The organism is Nonomuraea wenchangensis, assembly GCF_900111685.1.
Taxonomy (GTDB): Bacteria; Actinomycetota; Actinomycetes; order Streptosporangiales; family Streptosporangiaceae; genus Nonomuraea; species Nonomuraea wenchangensis.
This window is the reverse complement of sequence record NZ_FOHX01000005.1, coordinates 144,158-159,853: the sequence shown is the minus strand read 5'-3', so window position 1 is coordinate 159,853 and position 15,696 is coordinate 144,158. Positions and strand designations below refer to the sequence as shown.

Sequence of the window (15,696 nt, the reverse complement as noted above, 5' to 3'; positions counted from 1 at the left end):
CGGGTGCCACAGCGGGGAGGTGCCCACACTGGCCAGCGCCACCGTGGGCGCCCGGCTGTGGCTGCTCGTCGAGTATCCCGGCCCCTGGCCCTCTCACTTGGAAAGCTTCGAACTTCCTGAAGAAATCTCAGAACTGGTCCGCAGGGCGCTCGAACGCGGTATCAGGCCCCAGCTGATCCGCCGTCCCGGGCGCCGGACCCGCCCACGGGAGCAGGGGATCCGTGTGCTACTCGCGTACGCGGCAGGGGAGCGTCCCTGGCTCGCGAGCGGCATCGTCGCAGGTCCCGAAGATCTTGACCTGGACGCGCTGGTGGCCGGAGTGGTCCCAGGGTCCTGCATACTGGAAGACGAGCCGGTATTTCTGGTCTGCACGCACGCCAAGCGCAATGTGTGCTGCGCCCGCATTGGACTACCCCTCGCTCGGTCCCTGGCCGAAAACTTGCCGGACAGAGTATGGGAAACGTCACACGTTGGCGGCGATCGCTACGCCGCCAACCTCGTGTGCTTGCCACACGGAATTTTCTACGGCAGCATGTCTCAGGCTGCTGCACTGGCAGCGGCTAACGCGTACCGGTCGGGCGAGGTCATCCTCGACCGCTACCGGGGACGCGCAGGCATCCCTGAGCCATTGCAAGCCGTCGAGCACTTCGCCCGAGCCCATACGGGAGAGTGCTCCGTCGGCGCGGTGGCCGTGGAATCCTCCAGGACGGACGGCGACGTCACCGAAGCCATCGTGCGGGTGCGCACGAAGCGGCGCGGCGACGTACGGTTCCAGGTCGTGATCGAGCCATCGGCGTTCACAACGCCGTGTGGCACGGCTTGCGCCGAGAAGGTCATGACCTACCGGCTGGTTTCGCTGGACAGGCTCACGCCTGTGCGGTACGCCACGCCCGCCCTCGCCTGAACAGGGAACATCACGGCTCGCTGTTGCGTTGGAACAGTGACGCCAAAAGCGTCCAATGCGGCTCAATTACCGAAATACCTCTCACGAAGGTGGTTTTCTCATGTCTCAGGTACGTCGGCAGCTCGCCCGCCCGCGCCCCAGCTGGGGTTGGCAGGATGATGCCGCGTGCCGGGGTGAGGACCTCGTGCTCTTCTTCGGCCCCGACGGGGAGCGGCAGCCCGAGCGTGACGTACGTGAGCGGAAGGCCAAGGCGATCTGCGCCCAGTGCCCCGTCCGCAACGAGTGCCTTGACTACGCGCTGTCCCGGCCGGAGAAGTACGGCACGTGGGGCGGTCTCAACGAGGACGAGCGCGCCAGCGAGCGTCGCCGTCGCATGCGCCGCGCGGCCAGCGCCGGCATCTCCGCGGCCTGACACCTCACCCGGCAGCAACACCATCATCGCGTGATCGCGCAGTTGTCCCGATGAACCGGAGCCTGGCGCCCCACGACCAGGCTCTGGCGAACCCGGTCGGGGCAACTGCCTGATCAGGCGCACACGAACCACGAGGAACCCGATGCCCGGCCTCCCCCACAGGCTGTCGAGCGCTCGGGTTCTCCTCGTCTTCGGCACCTGAACGCGCGAGCGGCCGGTGACCCCCGATCGGGGGTCACCGGCCGCTCGCGTTAGAGTGCCCGGCATGGCACGGACGAATCGGGCTCCTGTGACGGCCGACGACCTGCTGCGGGTCGTCCATCTGGCCGTCGATCTGCTCGCCGGCGCGCCCGCGGGCGCGTGGGAGGACAGGGCGGGCTCGCTGGAGTGGACGTGCCGCGAGACCGCCGACCACCTGGCCGACGACCTGTTCGCCTACGCGGCGCAGCTCGGCCCGCGACGCCCGCCGCTGGACGACTACGTCCCCTTCGCGGTGAATGCCCGCAGGGAGGGCGCGCCCGTGGAGACCATCCGCACCCGGCCCGAGGCGGGGCCCGAAGGGCTGCTGCAGGTGGTGGAGGCGTGCGGCGCGCTGCTGGCCGCGATGGTGCGCACCGCGCCGCCGGATGTGCTCGCCCATCACGGGTTCGGCGACGCCGATCCCGAGGGCTTCGCCGCTATGGGGCTCGTGGAGACGCTCGTGCACACCCATGACCTGGCCGAGGGCCTCGGCCTGACGTGGGAGCCGCCCGCGGAGGTGTGCGCGCGGGTGCTTGACCGGCTCTTCCCCGACGTCCCCGAGGACGCCGAGCCGTGGCCGGCGCTGTTGTGGGCGACGGGACGCGCCGAGCTCCCGGGACGCCCGCGCCTTACCGAGTGGCGCTGGTACAGCGCGCCCCGGGACTGACCGGCGCCCCGCCCCGGGGAGATGGCGACGACCTCACACGATGAGGTCGTCGAACTCCCCGTCCTTGGCCCCGAGGACGAACGCGGCGATCTCCGCGGGCGTGTAGACCAGGGCCGGCCCTTCGGGAAAGCGTGAGTTGCGCATGGCGATCTCCCCGTTGGGCAGGGTCGCCACCTCGACGCAGTTGCCGTTGGGGTTGCTCCGCTTGCTCTTGCGCCAGACGACGGGAAGGCGGCCGGCGGGGGTTCCGTTCCGGAACTCGTGCATGGGGGCAGCTCCTCGCGATCTTACGGATGCACGTGCATCCGCGTTTGCGAAAGGACAATACGGCAGCACGAAGACCTCCATATACCGGACGACCAAAATTCCGGGTATGGAGTGGATCACAGGGATATCAGCAGGTCATGAAATGAGACGTTCCAGGAAGCGGCGCGTCTCCTTCGGAGTCTCCGCCTGGACGCTCAGCCTGTCCATGACCTCCATGTAGTGGTCGGAGTCGGCCGGTTTGTCCAGATAGAGGGCGCTGGTGAGCTGCTCCATGTAGACCACGTCGGGCAGCTCCCGCTCCGGGAAGCGCAGGATGCTGAACGGCCCGCCCGCCGCCGCGTGCCCGCCCCGGTCGAACGGCATGACCTGGACGGTGATGTTGCGCTCGGCCGTGACGTCCAGCAGGTGCGCGATCTGGGCCCGCATGGTGTCGGGGCCGCCGAGCGTGCGCCGCACCACCGCCTCGTCGATGACCGCCCACAGGGTCAGGCCGCTCTCCAGCCTTTGCTGCCGGGTGGTGCGCAGCGCGACCCGGCGGTCCAGCTCGGCCCTCGTCGCCTTCTCGTGGGCGAGCTCGATGACCGCCCTCGCGTAGCCGGCGGTCTGCAGCAGACCGGGGACGAACTGGTTCTCGTAGGTGCGGATGCTCGACGCGGCGCCCTCCAGGCCGATGTAGACCTCGAACCACGCGGGCAGCACGTCGCCGTACTTGTGCCACCAGCCCGGGGCGTTGGCCTGCTTGGCGAGGTCGAGGAGCTGCTGCCGCTCGCCGGGGTCGGTGACGCCGTACAAGGTGAGCAGGTCGGCCACGTCACGCTGCTTGAAGCTCACCTGACCGAGCTCCAGCCGGCTGATCTTGGCGTGAGAAGCGCGAATCGAGTACCCGGCGTCCTCTCGCGAGATACCCTTCTGCGTACGGAGCCGGCGAAGCTGGGTTCCTAGGAGGATCCGCAGCACCGTCGGGCTCCCCGGCGCATAGCTGAGAAGCTTCCCCTCCGCGCTCTCTGCGCTCACCGTACCGCTCCTAGATCATCTGCACGTGCAGATGCGATAGCATCCGTAAACTACGAAAAGTCTTGCATTGGTAAGCGCTCCCCGTAAAGATGGGCATTGGATCACCAGACCGCGCTTCGGGGGCCAGAATGACGACTTTCGACGCTCGGCCGCAAGCCGCCATCGGTTCCCGGCCTCCTGGCTGGCTGTTCTCCATCTTGGTGGACGGCCTCGCCGGTGAGTGTGACGCTGTCTTCCCCTTTCACGAACGGACGGCGCTGGAGCCCGCCTGCGTCGCCACCGCCCGCCGCTTCGTCGACCGGACGCTGGGCTCGTGGGGCGTCGGCGACATCGCCTTCGAGTGTCAGCTCGTGGTCTCCGAGCTCGTGACCAACGCGATCCGGCACGGCGGCGGCGCCGCCCAGCTCCGGCTGCTGACCCACGGCCCCGAGCTCGCCTGCGTCGTCACCGACCACAGCCGCACCGTGCCGGTGGCCGCCGCGCCCGACGTGTTCTCCGAGTTCGGGCGGGGGCTGCGGCTGGTCGACGCCCTCTGCAGCGGCTGGGGCTGGCTCACGACCGGCGCCAGCCGCAAGCTCGTCTGGGCCGTGCTCGCCAACTGAAGCACGCGGCCCTGCTCAGGTCCCTGCTCAGACCTGTCCCAGCAGGTCCAGCACGTCGGCGTCGCTGAGCTGCTCGAAGTGCACGTACCACTGGCCGACCGCGCGGAAGTCCACCGGCGTGAGCAGCGCCACCACCTCGTCGGCCTCGTGGCGCAACGACTCCACCGTGCCGAGCGCCCCCACCGGCACCGCCAGCGTCACCCTCGCGGGCCCGGCCGCGGCCACCGCCCGCAGCGCCGCCCGAGCCGTACCGCCGGTGGCCAGGCCGTCGTCCACGACGATCACCTCGCGGCCCGCCAGCGCGGGCAGCGGCCGGTCGCCCCGGTAGACGCGCACCCGGCGGGCCAGCTCGCGCCGCTCCTGCTCCACCACGTCCGCGACCGACTCGGGCGTCATGCCGAGCCGGCGCAGCAAGGTCCGGTCGAACACCGGCTCACCGCCCTCGGCGACGGCGCCGACTCCCAGCTCGGGCTGCTGCGGATAACCGATCTTCCTGGTGACGAGCACGTCGAGAGGCACGCCGAGCCGGCGCGCGATGGGCGCCGCCACCGCCACGCCGCCGCGCGGCAGCGCCAGCACCACGGGATCGTGGGCGTCCAGCAGCCGCTCGGCCAGGCGCCTGCCGGCCTCGGCCCGGTCCGCGAAGAGCTCCATGCTCTCTGCCTACCCATCCGACCCCGTCCCTCGCCCCTCCGGCCCAGGTCACGGCCGGGGGGGCGGCGGGACATCGGGGTCAGGGGCGGCTACGGCCCGAGCGGCGCATCTCCTTCGTGATCAGCTTCCACTTGTTCTGCTGCTCCTTGCGCAGCCGCGCGTCCGTCCTGGACGCCATCCAGGCCGCCTCCCGCTGCAGCTTGCGCCAGCTCTCCAGGCGCCGCTCCGGCAGCTCGCCGCTCTCCAGGGCGGCCAGCACCGCGCAGCCCGGCTCGCCGTCGTGCCCGCAGTCGCCGAACCTGCACCGGTCGGCCAGCGCCTCGATGTCGGAGAAGACGAGGTCGACGCCCTGGTTCATGTCGTACAGGCCGATCCTGCGGATGCCCGGCGTGTCGATGACGATGCCGCCGCCCGCCAGCGGGATCAGCTCCCGGTGCACGGTGGTGTGCCGGCCGCGCCCGTCGGCGGCGCGCACCTGCTGGGTCTCCATGACCTCCGTGCCGGCCAGCGCGTTGACCAGGGTGGACTTGCCGGCCCCTGACGGGCCGAGGATGACCGCCGTGCGGGAACCGCCGAGGTAGGCCCCCGCCAGCTCGACCCCCTCGCCGCGCAGCGACGAGACGGCGTGCACGTCCACGCCGGGCGCGGCCGTGCGGACGTCGGCGATCAGGTCGTCCAGGCCGTCGTCGAACAGGTCGGACTTCGTGACGAGCACGACCGGCGTGCCGCCGGACTCCCAGGCGAGCGCGACCAGCCGCTCGATGCGGCCGAGATCGGCGAAGTCGGTGGAGTGCATGGACGGCTCGGCGACGAAGACCACGTCCACGTTGGCGGCGAGCACCTGGCCCTGGCCGTCGCCGGACAGGCCGCCGATCGAGTCGCGGCTCACGCCGCCACGGACGAAGGCCGTGCTGCGCGGCAGCACCGCGTCCAGCTCGTAGCGGCCCTCGGGCAGCAGCCGCAGCGCCACCCAGTCGCCGACGCAGGGCAGCGCGACCGGGTCGGCGGCCGAGGCCCGGCGTACGGGCGCGGAGTAGCGGACGTGGTGCTGGCCGTCGGCCGCGATCACCTCGGCGGCGCCGCGGTCGACGCGGGCCACGCGGGCCGGGACGGTGTCGGTGGGCAGCTCGGCGGCGCGCGAATCGGTCCAGCCGAGCAGGGAAAGGTCAAAAGAAGACACTGGAGTGAAAACCTTTTTGATCGAAGAAGGAAGAGAAGAGCCGGGGCGGCGTCAGCCGCGCACCCGGAGGTGGACTGACGGAACGCTGAACAGGACGACCCGCATGGTCCTCACCTCCTCGATCGTTCGACCGGCACGACTCTACGCATCCCGCTCCCCGCGGGCAAACCTTTTTGGTCTGGCGTTTCGTTGAACCGCGCCAGGCCGGCTCCCCGTACCTCCTCGCGACGGACACGAGAAAGGGGAGCACATGCGAACGAGCACGTACCCCCCGCCCTCGGCCGACGGAGCCACCGCGCAGGGCAAGCCGCGCGCACGCCACTGGATCCGGCGTGTGCGACCGGAGCACGAGGTGCCCGACGACGAGGTGGCCGTGTCCGCGCTCTACCGGGAGTATCACGGGCCCCTGCTGGGCTTCGTGATCCGGCTGACGGCGGGCGATCGGCAATGGGCGGAGGACGTGGTGCAGGAGACCATGATCCGGGCCTGGCGCAGCGCCGAACGGCTCGATCCTGACGCGGTCTCGCTGATGCCCTGGCTCGCCACGGTGGCCAGACGGATCGTGATCGACGACCGGCGCCGTAAGGACGCCCGCCCGCGGGAGTCGGGCGACGGGCCGCTGGAGAGCATGCCCGTGCCGGACGAGATGGAGGGACTGCTGCACCAGGTGGTCGTGTCAGAGGCGCTGAAGGCGCTGTCGCCGGCCCACCGCGAGATCCTCAACGAGACGATCCTGCGGGACCGGTCGGTGAACGACGCCGCCGCGGCGCTCGGCATCCCGGTGGGCACGGTGAAGTCCCGCGTGTACTACGCCGTGCGCGCGCTGCGGATCGCGCTTGAGGAGAGGGGGGTGACGGCATGACGACGGGAGTCGAGCACACGGACGTGGGCGCGTACGCGCTCGGCCTGCTCGAAGAGGAGGACAAAGCGGCGTTCGAGACCCATCTCCTGCACTGCGGCGGCTGCCGGGCCGAGCTCTCCGACCTGGCGGGGGTCGCCAGCGCGCTGGACGGCCTCGGCCCCGTGCGCGACCTGTTTCCGCCGGGCGACGACCCGGAGGTCGGTCCCGCCATCGACCTGGTGCGCCGCAAACGGGCCGCCGACCGGCGGACCCGCAGGGGGACGTTCGTCATCGGGATGGCCGCCGCGGTCACCCTGGTGGCCGGCGGGCTGACCGTCGGCACGCAGCTCGCCGGTGGCAGCACCGCCCAGCTCGCCCAGGACCACTCCGGTCACGCCGGCCACATGGGCCCGGCCGAGCAGTTCTACGCCGACGGGCGGCCCATCGAGGGCAAGGGCGTGGACGGCGTCACCGGCGGGCTCGTGGTGGAGTCCAAGGGCTGGGGCACGCACGCCGCGCTCAGGCTGGCCGGCGTCAAAGGGCCGCTCCAGTGCGAGCTGGTCTCGGTCGGCCGGGCGGGCGAGCGGCGGGTGATGACCGGCTGGGCCGTGCCCACCGCCGGGTACGGGGTGCCGGGTTCGCCCGATCCGCTCTACATGCACGGCGGCAGCGCCACGCCGCTGAAGGAGATCGACCACTTCGAGGTGGTGACCTCGACGGGCAAGCGGCTGCTGACCGTCCGGGTCTGAACGCCGAACGGGGGCAGTCCGTGTCACTACGAGGATCAGCCGTTTCCTGCCTGGTGCTGGCCGCCGCGCTGATGGCCGCTCCGGTGCCCGCCTCGGCGGACGACGGCCCGGTCTATCTCGCGGCGGGCCTGCGGGGCGCGAACGAGGTGGGCGTCCCCGGCGACCCCGACGGACAGGCCACGGTGGTGCTGCGGATCAGCGGGGACGAGATCGCCTTCGCCGCCCGCTGGGAACGGCTGGACGCGCCGGTGGACGTCCAGGTGGCCGCGGGCGGCAGGGGTGCGCCGGGAGAGGAGCGGCTACGGCTGCTGACCGGGCCGCTGCCCGCGCACATGAGCGGCGTGACCGGCACGGTCCGGGCCGCCCCCGGCCTGGTGGCCGCGCTGCTCGCCGACCCGGCCGCCTTCCACGCCGGCGTGCGCGACGCCCGCGGCTCGGTCCGCGGCCGCCTGCACCGCCTGTCGCGTGCGATCGACCTGAACGGCGTGCTCAACGGCCCCGGCCAGGCCACCCTCGCCGCCGCGACGACCCCGCCCGGACGGGCGACCTGGTGGCTGCGGCCCGCGGGCGCGGCCCTCGCGTACGCCGCGTCCTGGTCCGGCGTCCCCGGCCCGGTGACCGGCGGTCTGGTGGCGCGCGAGGGCGTCACCAGACCGGCCTCGGTGAGCCTGTTCGCGGGCGCCCTGCCGGAGAACGTGACCGGCGTCTCGGGGGTGACGCCGGTCCCGCCGGAGATCCTGCGGCGGATCGCCGCCTCCCCCGCCCGCTACGACGCGGTGCTGAGGACGTCGGGACCGCCGGTGCGCGGAAGGCTCGGCGGCGGGCCGGTCACGCATCCGCGCGCGCTCACCGCGCCCGTGCTGCGCGGCGAGCAGATCTACACCTGCGCCCAGCAGCCGTCGGGCGCGTACGCCTTCGTCCAGCTCGGCGTGGCGGCCACGCTGCGCGGCGGCATCGAGCACACGTACGTGACCCCGGGGAGCGGCCCGCCCCAGTGGGTCGCGCCGGACGGCAGCGCGGTGCGCGGCTCGGTCGTCACCCGGACGCCGAACGGTGACGGCGTCATCCCCGAGCTGGTGCTGGACGCCGCCCAGGCGGGCGCGGCCGAGGGACTGCTCGCGCGGGCCGTACAGATCATGCGGGTCAACACCACGGGCGGCACGGCCCCGCCGGGGCCTTGCGAGCCGGGAACGGAGGCCAGGGCCCCCTACGGCGCCGACTACGTCTTTCTGAGCTGAGGCCGGGCGGGGGGCGACTCGGTCCCGTCCCCCGCCGGCCGTCCCCGGCCGCATGGCGCTCCGGACGCCCCGGAGCACCGGCGGCCACCGCGAGCGGGGCGATCCGGCCTGCTCCGCTCGCGCCGGAGCGCCCCGCCGCACACGGAGCCCGTGCGGCGGGGCGCTCTCGGCTTGTTACGGGCCGGGCTTACAGGCCGGGGGCCGGGAACTGCGAGGTGAGCTCGCTGACCTCGCGGTGCACGCGGGCGATGACGTCCTCGGCGTCGCCCTTCGCGAGGGCCGTGACGACCTCGTCCATCCAGGCGCCGATCTGCCGCATCTCGGCCTCGCCCATGCCGCGCGAGGTGACCGACGGCGTGCCGATGCGGATGCCCGACGGGTCGAACGGCTTGCGCGGGTCGAACGGCACCGTGTTGTAGTTGGTCTCCAGCCCGGCCCGGTCGAGCGCCTGGGCGGCCGGCTTGCCGCCGATGCCCTTGGGCGTGAGGTCGAGCAGGATGAGGTGGTTGTCGGTGCCGCCGGAGACGAGGTCGAACCCGCGGCTCGCCAGCTCCTCCGCCAGGGCCTTGGCGTTGGCGACGATCTGGTGGGCGTAGTCGCGGAAGGCCGGCTGGGCGGCCTCGTGCAGCGCGACCGCGATGGCGGCGGTGGTGTGGTTGTGCGGGCCACCCTGCAGGCCGGGGAAGACGGCCTTGTTGAGCGCCGTGGCGTGCTCGTCGCTGGACGCCATGAGCATGGCGCCGCGCGGGCCGCGCAGCGTCTTGTGGGTGGTGGTGGAGATGACGTCGGCGTGGCCCACCGGGGAGGGGTGCGCGCCGCCCGCGACGAGACCGGCGATGTGCGCGATGTCGGCCGCCAGCACGGCGCCGACCTCGCGGGCGATGGCGGCGAAGCCCTCGAAGTCGATGGTGCGCGGGATGGCGGTGCCGCCGCAGAAGATGAGCTTGGGCCGGTGCTCCAGGGCCAGCTCGCGGACCTCGTCGAGGTCGATGCGGCCGGTGTCCTTGCGCACGCCGTAGCGGACGGAGTTGAACCACTTGCCGGTGGCCGAGACCGACCAGCCGTGGGTGAGGTGGCCGCCGAAGGGCAGGCCCATGCCCATCACGGTGTCGCCCGGCTGCAGGAACGCCAGGTAGATGGCGAGGTTGGCGGGCGAGCCCGAGTAGGGCTGCACGTTGGCGTGGTTGACCCCGAACAGGGACTTGGCGCGCTCGATGGCCAGCGTCTCGATCTGGTCGATGACCTGCTGACCCTCGTAGTAGCGCTTGCCCGCGTAACCCTCGGAGTATTTGTTGGTCAGGACGGTGCCGGTGGCCTCCAGCACGGCCTTGGAGACGTAGTTCTCCGAGGCGATCAGCTTGACCGTGTCGGCCTGACGGCGCTCCTCGGCCTTGATGAGGTCGGCGATCTGCGGGTCGACGCTAGCGAGAGAACCCATGACTCCCCTGTCATCGTTGACTGCGAAGACCCAGGCGCCCGGCCTCCGCTCCTTTCGCTCCCTGGTGGTCGATCCCACCCAATGCGCCAGTCGCGTCTCGTTGTAGACGATAGCGGATGCGGCGGTGGGCTTCCCCCCTCCGATCAGCGCATCCGCCCCAGGAGAAGACGTCGCTCGCAAGGAATCGCCTGCTCGCCTCTCGCCTGCTCGGGCGACATGTAGGAGCACGAAGATCCGCGCTATTTGGTACGGCTTTCTCCCGGCCACAGCCGATCGACCTCGGCGTTGAGAATCGCCCCGATGAGCACGGCGAGGGCCGTGATGTAGAGCCACAGCAGCACCGCTATGGGAGCGGCCAGGGAGCCGTACACGGAGACGGGCGAGAACCACGCGGCCAGCACGGCGCGCAGCACGGCGGCGCAGACGATCCAGAGGAAGAGGGCGAGGATCGCGCCGGGCAGCTCGCGGAACCACCGGGTGCGCACCGGGACGCTGACGTGGTAGAGGACGGTCAGGAAGAGCACGGACCCGATGGTGACGACGGGCCAGTAGAGGATGTCGATCATGACGCCGTACTGCGAGGGGAGCGCGTCCTTGAGCAGCGTCGGGCCGACGACCAGGATCGGCATGATGATGATCGCGATGACCAGGCCCACGACGTAGAGGCCGAAGGACATGAGCCGGGTGCGGATGATGCCGCGCTCCTCGCCGAGGCCGTAGGCGACGGAGATGAGGTCCACGTAGACGTAGAGCGCCCGCGAGCCGGACCACAGCGACAGCAGGAAGCCCAGCGAGATGATCGACACCTTGCCGGCGTCGTCGCTGAGCACGTCGGTGATCAGCGGGTTGACGACCTTGTTGACGGCCTCCTCGGTGAACAGCAGGCCGGCCTGGTGGATCACCCAGGACTTGACCTCGGTGACGACGCCGCCGCCCACCCAGGTGCCGATCTTGCCGAGCACCCCGATCAGGCCGAGCACGAACGGCGGCAGTGACAGCAGCGCGAAGAACGCCGCCTCGCCGGCCAGCCCGGTCACCCGGTAGGCGACGCCGGCGTTGGTCGACGCCCGGACGATCGCCCACGCGTTGGTGTCGAGCACCCAGCTCAGCCTGGCCCGGGCATGCCTGATCAACCCTTTTTTCGGCCGCGGAGGCGCATCGGTTGACGTCATGGCACCCAACGTTCGCAGTGGTTCTTGGGACAGCTTACGTCCCTGGCCCCTGCCCTAGTCGATGTCCACGATGCGGGCGCCCAGCGGAAGAAGGGAGACGGGCACGAGCTTGAGGTTCGCCCAGCCCATGGGGATGCCGATGATGGACAGGAACAGCGGGATCGAGGTGACGACGTGCCCGATGGCGAGCCAGACGCCGGCGACCACGAACCAGATGATGTTGCCGATCAGCGAGAACACCCCGGAGTCCGGGTCGCGTACGACGGTGCGGCCGAACGGCCAGAGCGCGTACGCCGCGATCCGGAACGAGGCGATGCCGAACGGGATGGTGACGATCAGGATGCAGCAGATGATCCCCGCCAGCGCGTAACCGATCGCCAGCCAGATCCCCGCGAACACCAGCCAGATGACGTTCAGTAGAGTGCGCATAAATCCAGCATGTCACCCATCCGGCGGCCACCGGCATCGGGGAACCACCCTGATCGCACCCTGAGGATCACCCCGTCACGAGGACCGCGGCGGCCGGCCCTCGCCCGGCGGTCCCGCGAACGCCTGGGCGATCTCCATCCAGGCCCGCGCCGGCTCGCCGACGAGCTCCAGGCCGGTGTCCGACAGGTGGATGCGCTGGGTGACGGCGAGGCAGAAGTCGAGCATCGGGCCGCGTACGACGCTCGCGGCGTCCGCCGGCCCGGCCGTCCAGACGTCGCCGCCCGGCATGACGAGCTCCACCCGCACCGGCTCGGCCGGCTGGGGCAGGCCGCGCACGGCGAAGCCGTACGGCCGGGCCCGGTAGCCGATCGTGGCGACGTGCCTGAGCCGGTCCGTGGGCTCCCTGACGACGCCGAGCGCGTCGGCCACGTCCTGGCCGTGCGCCCAGGTCTCCATCAGGCGCGCGGTGACGAAGGAGGCGGCCGACATGGGTGGCCCGAACCAGGGCACCCGGTCGCGGGCGTCCAGCCCGGCGAAGACCTCCATGCTGCGCCCGCGCGCGGCCTGGAACCAGCCGAGCAGCTCGGGCGGGGGCATGCCGCGCGCCTGGCGGGCGAGGTCGTCCACGGAGGTGACGCCGGGCAGGCCGGCCGTGAAGCCGTCCGGGTCGGTGACGGCCCGGGTGGCGGCCTCGTCGAACCAGGCCAGATGGCTCACCTGGTCGCGGACGGCCCAGCCCGCGGCGGGCGTGGGCAGCTCCCAGTCGGCGTCCGGCAGCGGCTCCAGCAGCCGTTCCAGTGACGCGGTCTCGGCGCGCAGGTCGTCCAGCAGCTCGGCCATGAGGTCCACGCGCGCCAGCCTAACCCGAACAACGTTCTGGGAGAATAATCAGCGATGTGATCTGCGAGAGCTGCAAGGACAAGCGCCACGAGGACTGCCGCGGCGGCTCCTGGTGCGACTGCCAGCACCAGAGCCCCGATCGGCCGGTCGAATCCGAGCTCGACTGGCCCCGCCAGGGATAGCCCCGATCACGGGCACGAGAATCGGCCCTGAAGTCGGACAGTCCCACACTCTGGACCCGGTCTTGGACATCCCGGACCCCCACGGTATCGTCGAGGCATGCCAGCGGACCCCATGCTCGTCGGTCGACGCCACGTCGACCTCCAGCGTGTCCGCAGTGCCATCTGTTGCGACGCCCGCTAACTCCGCCTTTTCTCTGCCGCTGAGCGCGTCGCGACCCTCCTGGAACTTCCTGCCCCTCGATGACGAGGCCAGGTAGGCCTTTGCGCGCGCCCATGAATCGAAGGACGCGCAATGACCACCCCTGCCAGCCGCACACCCGCAAGCCGGCATCACAAGCGCCCGCGTGGCGAGGGCCAGTGGGCTCTCGGCTACCGGGAGCCGCTGAACAAGAACGAGGAGAACAAGAAGAACGACGACGGGCTCAACGTCCGCCAGCGCATCATCGACATCTACTCCAAGCGGGGGTTCGACTCGATCGACCCGGCCGACCTGCGCGGCCGCATGCGCTGGTACGGCCTCTACACCCAGCGCAGGCCCGGCATCGACGGCGGCAAGACCGCCGTGCTGGAGCCCGAGGAGCTCGACGACCGCTACTTCATGATGCGGGTGCGCATCGACGGCGGCCAGCTCGACCTGGCCCAGCTCCGCGCGATCGCCGACATCTCCAACGAGTACGGCCGCGGCACCGCCGACATCACCGACCGCCAGAACATCCAGCTCCACTGGGTGGAGATCGAGTCGGTGCCGGACATCTGGGAGCGCCTGGAGGCCGTCGGCCTGTCGACGACGGAGGCGTGCGGTGACACGCCGCGCGTGATCCTGGGCTGCCCGCTGGCCGGCATCGACGTGGACGAGGTGCTGGACGCGAGCGAGCAGATCCGCGAGATCCAGGACCGGGTGATCGGCAACCCTGCCTACTCGAACCTGCCGCGCAAGTTCAAGACCGCGCTGAGCGGCTGCCCGGCGCACTGCACCGTGCACGAGATCAACGACGTGGCCTTCGTCGGCGTCGTCAACGAGCACGGCGAGGCCGGCTACGACGTCTGGGTGGGCGGCGGCCTGTCCACCAACCCGATGCTCGCCAAGCGCCTCGGCGTGTTCGTCCGGCCCGAGCAGGCGGCCGACGTGCACGAGGGCGTGGTCGGCATCTTCCGCGACTACGGCTACCGCCGGCTGCGGCACCGGGCGCGGATCAAGTTCCTGGTCAACGACTGGGGCGTGGAGAAGTTCCGCGAGATCCTGGAGACCGAATACCTGAAGGCGCCGCTGCCCGACGGACCCGCCCCCGAGCAGCCGCGCGGCAGCCGCCGCGACCACGTGGGCGTCTTCCCGCAGAAGGACGGCAACTTCTACGTCGGCTTCGCCCCCAAGGTGGGCCGGCTGGACGGCGACGCGCTGCACAGGATCGCCGACATCGCCGAGCGGCACGGCTCCGGCCGGGTGCGCACGACCGTCGAGCAGAAGATGGTCATCCTCGACGTCGCGCCGGACCAGGTCGACTCGATCGTGGCCGAGCTGGAGGCCCACGACCTTCAGGTGCGTCCCTCCACCTTCCGCCGCCAGACGATGGCGTGCACCGGCATCGAGTACTGCAAGCTGGCCATCGTCGAGACCAAGGCCGCCGCGTCCCAGCTCATCGACGAGATGGAGCGCCGGCTGCCCGAGTTCGCCGAGCCGCTGACCATCAACGTCAACGGCTGCCCCAACTCCTGCGCCCGCATCCAGACCGCCGACATCGGGCTGAAGGGCCAGCTCGTGGTGGACGAGAACGGCGACCAGGTCGAGGGCTACCAGATCCACCTGGGCGGCTCGCTCGGCGTCAACGCCGGCTTCGGCCGCAAGGTGCGCGGGCTCAAGACCACCGCCAAGGCCCTGCCCGACTACGTCGAGCGGGTGGTGAAGAACTTCGACGCCCAGCGCAAGGAGGGCGAGTCGTTCGCCGACTGGGTGCAGCGGGCCGACGAGGCGGACCTGCGATGAGCGAGCGCGCGGCCCCCTTCCACTGCCCGTACTGCGGGGAGGAGGACCTGGAGCCCTACGAGGGCGACGGCGGCTGGTACTGCCGGTCCTGCGCCCGCGCTTTCAAGCTGAAGTTCCTGGGGATCGGAGTGAAGATATGACGCTGGTGGACATCGAGGTCGGTTTAAGAGATCAGCGCGGCACGCTCGACCTGCAGGACATCGTCGAGTCGGCCGCCACGTTCCTGGAGGGCGCCACCGCCAGGGAGATCATCCGCTGGGCGGCGGCCACGTTCGGCGACCGGCTCTGCCTGACCTCCTCGATGAGCGACGCGCTGCTGATCGACCTGGTGAGCAGGGTGAAGCCGGGCGTGGACGTGCTGTTCATCGACACCGGCTACCACTTCGCCGAGACCGTCGGCACGCGGGACGCGGTGCGCCAGGTCTACAACGTCAACGTGATCGACGTGAAGCCGTCGCGTACGGTGGCCGAGCAGGACCGCGACCTCGGGCCGCGGCTGTTCGGGCGCAACCCCGACCTGTGCTGCTACCTGCGCAAGGTGGAGCCGCTGAACCGGGCGCTGGAGCCGTACCTCGCGTGGATCTCCGGCATCCGGCGTGACGAGTCGCCGGCCCGCGCGGACGCGCGGGTCGTCGAGTGGGACGCCAAGCGCCAGATGGTGAAGGTCAACCCGATCGCCGCCTGGACGCAGGAGGACGTCGACAACTACATCGCCGACAACGGGGTGCTCATCAACCCGTTGCACTACGACAACTATCCCTCGATCGGGTGCGCGCCCTGCACGCGGCAGGTCGCCGAGGGAGAGGATCCGCGCAGCGGGCGCTGGGCGGGCCTGGGGAAGGTCGAATGCGGCATTCACCTCTGATCCCCGGAAGGGGTCTCGTCC

At 71.0% G+C, this 15,696-nt stretch carries 19 protein-coding genes and 1 riboswitch; of the genes, 11 read left to right on the top strand and 8 right to left on the bottom strand.

What is annotated here, in order from left to right; all coding sequences use genetic code 11:
- Positions 1 to 19 precede the first annotated feature (19 nt).
- The 3 genes from BMW85_RS16545 to BMW85_RS16535 all read left to right on the top strand — a co-directional run bounded on the left by BMW85_RS16545 (position 20) and on the right by BMW85_RS16535 (position 2,223).
- A complete protein-coding gene (locus BMW85_RS16545; protein WP_245774839.1) occupies positions 20 to 904 on the top strand; it encodes a sucrase ferredoxin in 885 nt (294 codons plus the stop codon).
- Between the two features lie 100 nt (positions 905 to 1,004).
- Positions 1,005 to 1,316 (top strand): WhiB family transcriptional regulator, encoded by a 312-nt coding sequence (locus BMW85_RS16540; RefSeq protein ID WP_080036407.1) that lies wholly within the window; start codon positions 1,005 to 1,007, stop codon positions 1,314 to 1,316.
- A gap of 265 nt (positions 1,317 to 1,581) precedes the next feature.
- Positions 1,582 to 2,223 (top strand): maleylpyruvate isomerase N-terminal domain-containing protein, encoded by a 642-nt coding sequence (locus tag BMW85_RS16535; protein ID WP_091082876.1) that lies wholly within the window; start codon positions 1,582 to 1,584, stop codon positions 2,221 to 2,223.
- A gap of 33 nt (positions 2,224 to 2,256) precedes the next feature.
- Here BMW85_RS16535 and BMW85_RS16530 read toward each other — a convergent pair whose 3' ends face one another.
- Complete coding sequence (locus BMW85_RS16530; RefSeq protein WP_091082158.1) at positions 2,257 to 2,490, bottom strand: DUF397 domain-containing protein; 234 nt, start codon at positions 2,488 to 2,490, stop codon at positions 2,257 to 2,259.
- A gap of 135 nt (positions 2,491 to 2,625) precedes the next feature.
- Positions 2,626 to 3,447 (bottom strand): Sco1979 family transcriptional regulator, encoded by an 822-nt coding sequence (locus BMW85_RS16525; RefSeq protein WP_245774910.1) that lies wholly within the window; start codon positions 3,445 to 3,447, stop codon positions 2,626 to 2,628.
- Positions 3,448 to 3,632: 185 nt separating this feature from the next.
- Here BMW85_RS16525 and BMW85_RS16520 point away from each other — a divergent pair, with 185 nt between their 5' ends.
- The gene (locus tag BMW85_RS16520) at positions 3,633 to 4,106 is read left to right on the top strand and encodes an ATP-binding protein (protein WP_177240715.1); all 474 of its coding nucleotides are present in this window, start codon (positions 3,633 to 3,635) and stop codon (positions 4,104 to 4,106) included.
- Positions 4,107 to 4,133: 27 nt separating this feature from the next.
- Here the strand turns inward: BMW85_RS16520 and BMW85_RS16515 are convergent, their stop codons facing one another.
- Both BMW85_RS16515 and rsgA read right to left on the bottom strand, forming a co-directional pair.
- Positions 4,134 to 4,760 (bottom strand): phosphoribosyltransferase, encoded by a 627-nt coding sequence (locus BMW85_RS16515; protein ID WP_091082154.1) that lies wholly within the window; start codon positions 4,758 to 4,760, stop codon positions 4,134 to 4,136.
- A gap of 79 nt (positions 4,761 to 4,839) precedes the next feature.
- Positions 4,840 to 5,940 carry a ribosome small subunit-dependent GTPase A gene (rsgA, locus tag BMW85_RS16510; RefSeq protein ID WP_091082152.1) on the bottom strand — a complete coding sequence of 367 codons (1,101 nt, stop codon included), beginning with the start codon at positions 5,938 to 5,940 and terminating at the stop codon, positions 4,840 to 4,842.
- Between the two features lie 250 nt (positions 5,941 to 6,190).
- On the opposite strand from rsgA, the gene BMW85_RS16505 reads away from it, so the two are divergent.
- Genes BMW85_RS16505 through BMW85_RS16495 form a run of 3 tightly spaced genes read left to right on the top strand, consistent with a single transcriptional unit; the run spans position 6,191 to position 8,768 of the window.
- The gene (locus BMW85_RS16505; protein WP_091082150.1) at positions 6,191 to 6,802 is read left to right on the top strand and encodes a sigma-70 family RNA polymerase sigma factor; all 612 of its coding nucleotides are present in this window, start codon (positions 6,191 to 6,193) and stop codon (positions 6,800 to 6,802) included.
- Positions 6,799 to 7,530 (top strand): anti-sigma factor family protein, encoded by a 732-nt coding sequence (locus BMW85_RS16500; RefSeq protein ID WP_091082149.1) that lies wholly within the window; start codon positions 6,799 to 6,801, stop codon positions 7,528 to 7,530. The genes BMW85_RS16505 and BMW85_RS16500 overlap by 4 nt, the downstream gene beginning before the upstream one ends.
- 20 nt (positions 7,531 to 7,550) lie before the next feature.
- Positions 7,551 to 8,768, top strand: coding sequence for a DUF3455 domain-containing protein (locus tag BMW85_RS16495; protein WP_143082309.1), 1,218 nt, complete (start codon positions 7,551 to 7,553; stop codon positions 8,766 to 8,768).
- Positions 8,769 to 8,955: 187 nt separating this feature from the next.
- Here BMW85_RS16495 and glyA read toward each other — a convergent pair whose 3' ends face one another.
- The 4 genes from glyA to BMW85_RS16475 all read right to left on the bottom strand — a co-directional run bounded on the left by glyA (position 8,956) and on the right by BMW85_RS16475 (position 12,656).
- Positions 8,956 to 10,206, bottom strand: a complete 1,251-nt coding sequence (gene glyA / locus BMW85_RS16490) for a serine hydroxymethyltransferase (RefSeq protein WP_091082145.1) — start codon at positions 10,204 to 10,206, stop codon at positions 8,956 to 8,958.
- Positions 10,207 to 10,227: 21 nt separating this feature from the next.
- Positions 10,228 to 10,310, bottom strand: a riboswitch (ZMP/ZTP riboswitch).
- Between the two features lie 135 nt (positions 10,311 to 10,445).
- The gene (locus BMW85_RS16485; protein ID WP_091082873.1) at positions 10,446 to 11,306 is read right to left on the bottom strand and encodes a YihY/virulence factor BrkB family protein; all 861 of its coding nucleotides are present in this window, start codon (positions 11,304 to 11,306) and stop codon (positions 10,446 to 10,448) included.
- A 126-nt stretch (positions 11,307 to 11,432) separates the two neighbouring features.
- The gene (locus tag BMW85_RS16480; protein WP_091082144.1) at positions 11,433 to 11,807 is read right to left on the bottom strand and encodes a YccF domain-containing protein; all 375 of its coding nucleotides are present in this window, start codon (positions 11,805 to 11,807) and stop codon (positions 11,433 to 11,435) included.
- 75 nt (positions 11,808 to 11,882) lie between these two features.
- Positions 11,883 to 12,656, bottom strand: a complete 774-nt coding sequence (locus BMW85_RS16475; RefSeq protein WP_091082143.1) for a TIGR03084 family metal-binding protein — start codon at positions 12,654 to 12,656, stop codon at positions 11,883 to 11,885.
- Between the two features lie 270 nt (positions 12,657 to 12,926).
- Here BMW85_RS16475 and BMW85_RS52545 point away from each other — a divergent pair, with 270 nt between their 5' ends.
- From BMW85_RS52545 to BMW85_RS16460, 4 genes are all read left to right on the top strand, one after another.
- Positions 12,927 to 13,010, top strand: coding sequence for a putative leader peptide (locus tag BMW85_RS52545; RefSeq protein ID WP_311132608.1), 84 nt, complete (start codon positions 12,927 to 12,929; stop codon positions 13,008 to 13,010).
- A 111-nt stretch (positions 13,011 to 13,121) separates the two neighbouring features.
- Positions 13,122 to 14,810: a nitrite/sulfite reductase gene (locus BMW85_RS16470; protein ID WP_091082141.1), complete on the top strand. Its 1,689-nt coding sequence runs from the start codon at positions 13,122 to 13,124 to the stop codon at positions 14,808 to 14,810.
- On the top strand, positions 14,807 to 14,950 hold the full coding sequence (locus BMW85_RS16465; RefSeq protein WP_091082139.1) for an Insertion element protein: 144 nt from the start codon (positions 14,807 to 14,809) through the stop codon (positions 14,948 to 14,950). The genes BMW85_RS16470 and BMW85_RS16465 overlap by 4 nt, the downstream gene beginning before the upstream one ends.
- Entirely contained in the window at positions 14,947 to 15,675 is a 729-nt protein-coding gene (locus BMW85_RS16460; protein ID WP_091082138.1) for a phosphoadenylyl-sulfate reductase, read from the top strand. The genes BMW85_RS16465 and BMW85_RS16460 overlap by 4 nt, the downstream gene beginning before the upstream one ends.
- Positions 15,676 to 15,696: the final 21 nt, after the last annotated feature.

What these genes read in the sequence shown, in the direction of transcription:
- BMW85_RS16540 (WP_080036407.1), top strand. Translation starts at nt 1,005, where the DNA reads ATGTCTCAGGTACGTCGGCAGCTCGCCCGCCCGCGCCCCAGCTGGGGT.
- BMW85_RS16535 (WP_091082876.1), top strand. Translation starts at nt 1,582, where the DNA reads ATGGCACGGACGAATCGGGCTCCTGTGACGGCCGACGACCTGCTGCGG.
- BMW85_RS16530 (WP_091082158.1), bottom strand. Translation starts at nt 2,490, where the DNA reads ATGCACGAGTTCCGGAACGGAACCCCCGCCGGCCGCCTTCCCGTCGTC.
- BMW85_RS16520 (WP_177240715.1), top strand. Translation starts at nt 3,633, where the DNA reads ATGACGACTTTCGACGCTCGGCCGCAAGCCGCCATCGGTTCCCGGCCT.
- BMW85_RS16515 (WP_091082154.1), bottom strand. Translation starts at nt 4,760, where the DNA reads ATGGAGCTCTTCGCGGACCGGGCCGAGGCCGGCAGGCGCCTGGCCGAG.
- BMW85_RS16505 (WP_091082150.1), top strand. Translation starts at nt 6,191, where the DNA reads ATGCGAACGAGCACGTACCCCCCGCCCTCGGCCGACGGAGCCACCGCG.
- BMW85_RS16500 (WP_091082149.1), top strand. Translation starts at nt 6,799, where the DNA reads ATGACGACGGGAGTCGAGCACACGGACGTGGGCGCGTACGCGCTCGGC.
- glyA (WP_091082145.1), bottom strand. Translation starts at nt 10,206, where the DNA reads ATGGGTTCTCTCGCTAGCGTCGACCCGCAGATCGCCGACCTCATCAAG.
- BMW85_RS16480 (WP_091082144.1), bottom strand. Translation starts at nt 11,807, where the DNA reads ATGCGCACTCTACTGAACGTCATCTGGCTGGTGTTCGCGGGGATCTGG.
- BMW85_RS52545 (WP_311132608.1), top strand. Translation starts at nt 12,927, where the DNA reads ATGCCAGCGGACCCCATGCTCGTCGGTCGACGCCACGTCGACCTCCAG.
- BMW85_RS16470 (WP_091082141.1), top strand. Translation starts at nt 13,122, where the DNA reads ATGACCACCCCTGCCAGCCGCACACCCGCAAGCCGGCATCACAAGCGC.
- BMW85_RS16465 (WP_091082139.1), top strand. Translation starts at nt 14,807, where the DNA reads ATGAGCGAGCGCGCGGCCCCCTTCCACTGCCCGTACTGCGGGGAGGAG.
- BMW85_RS16460 (WP_091082138.1), top strand. Translation starts at nt 14,947, where the DNA reads ATGACGCTGGTGGACATCGAGGTCGGTTTAAGAGATCAGCGCGGCACG.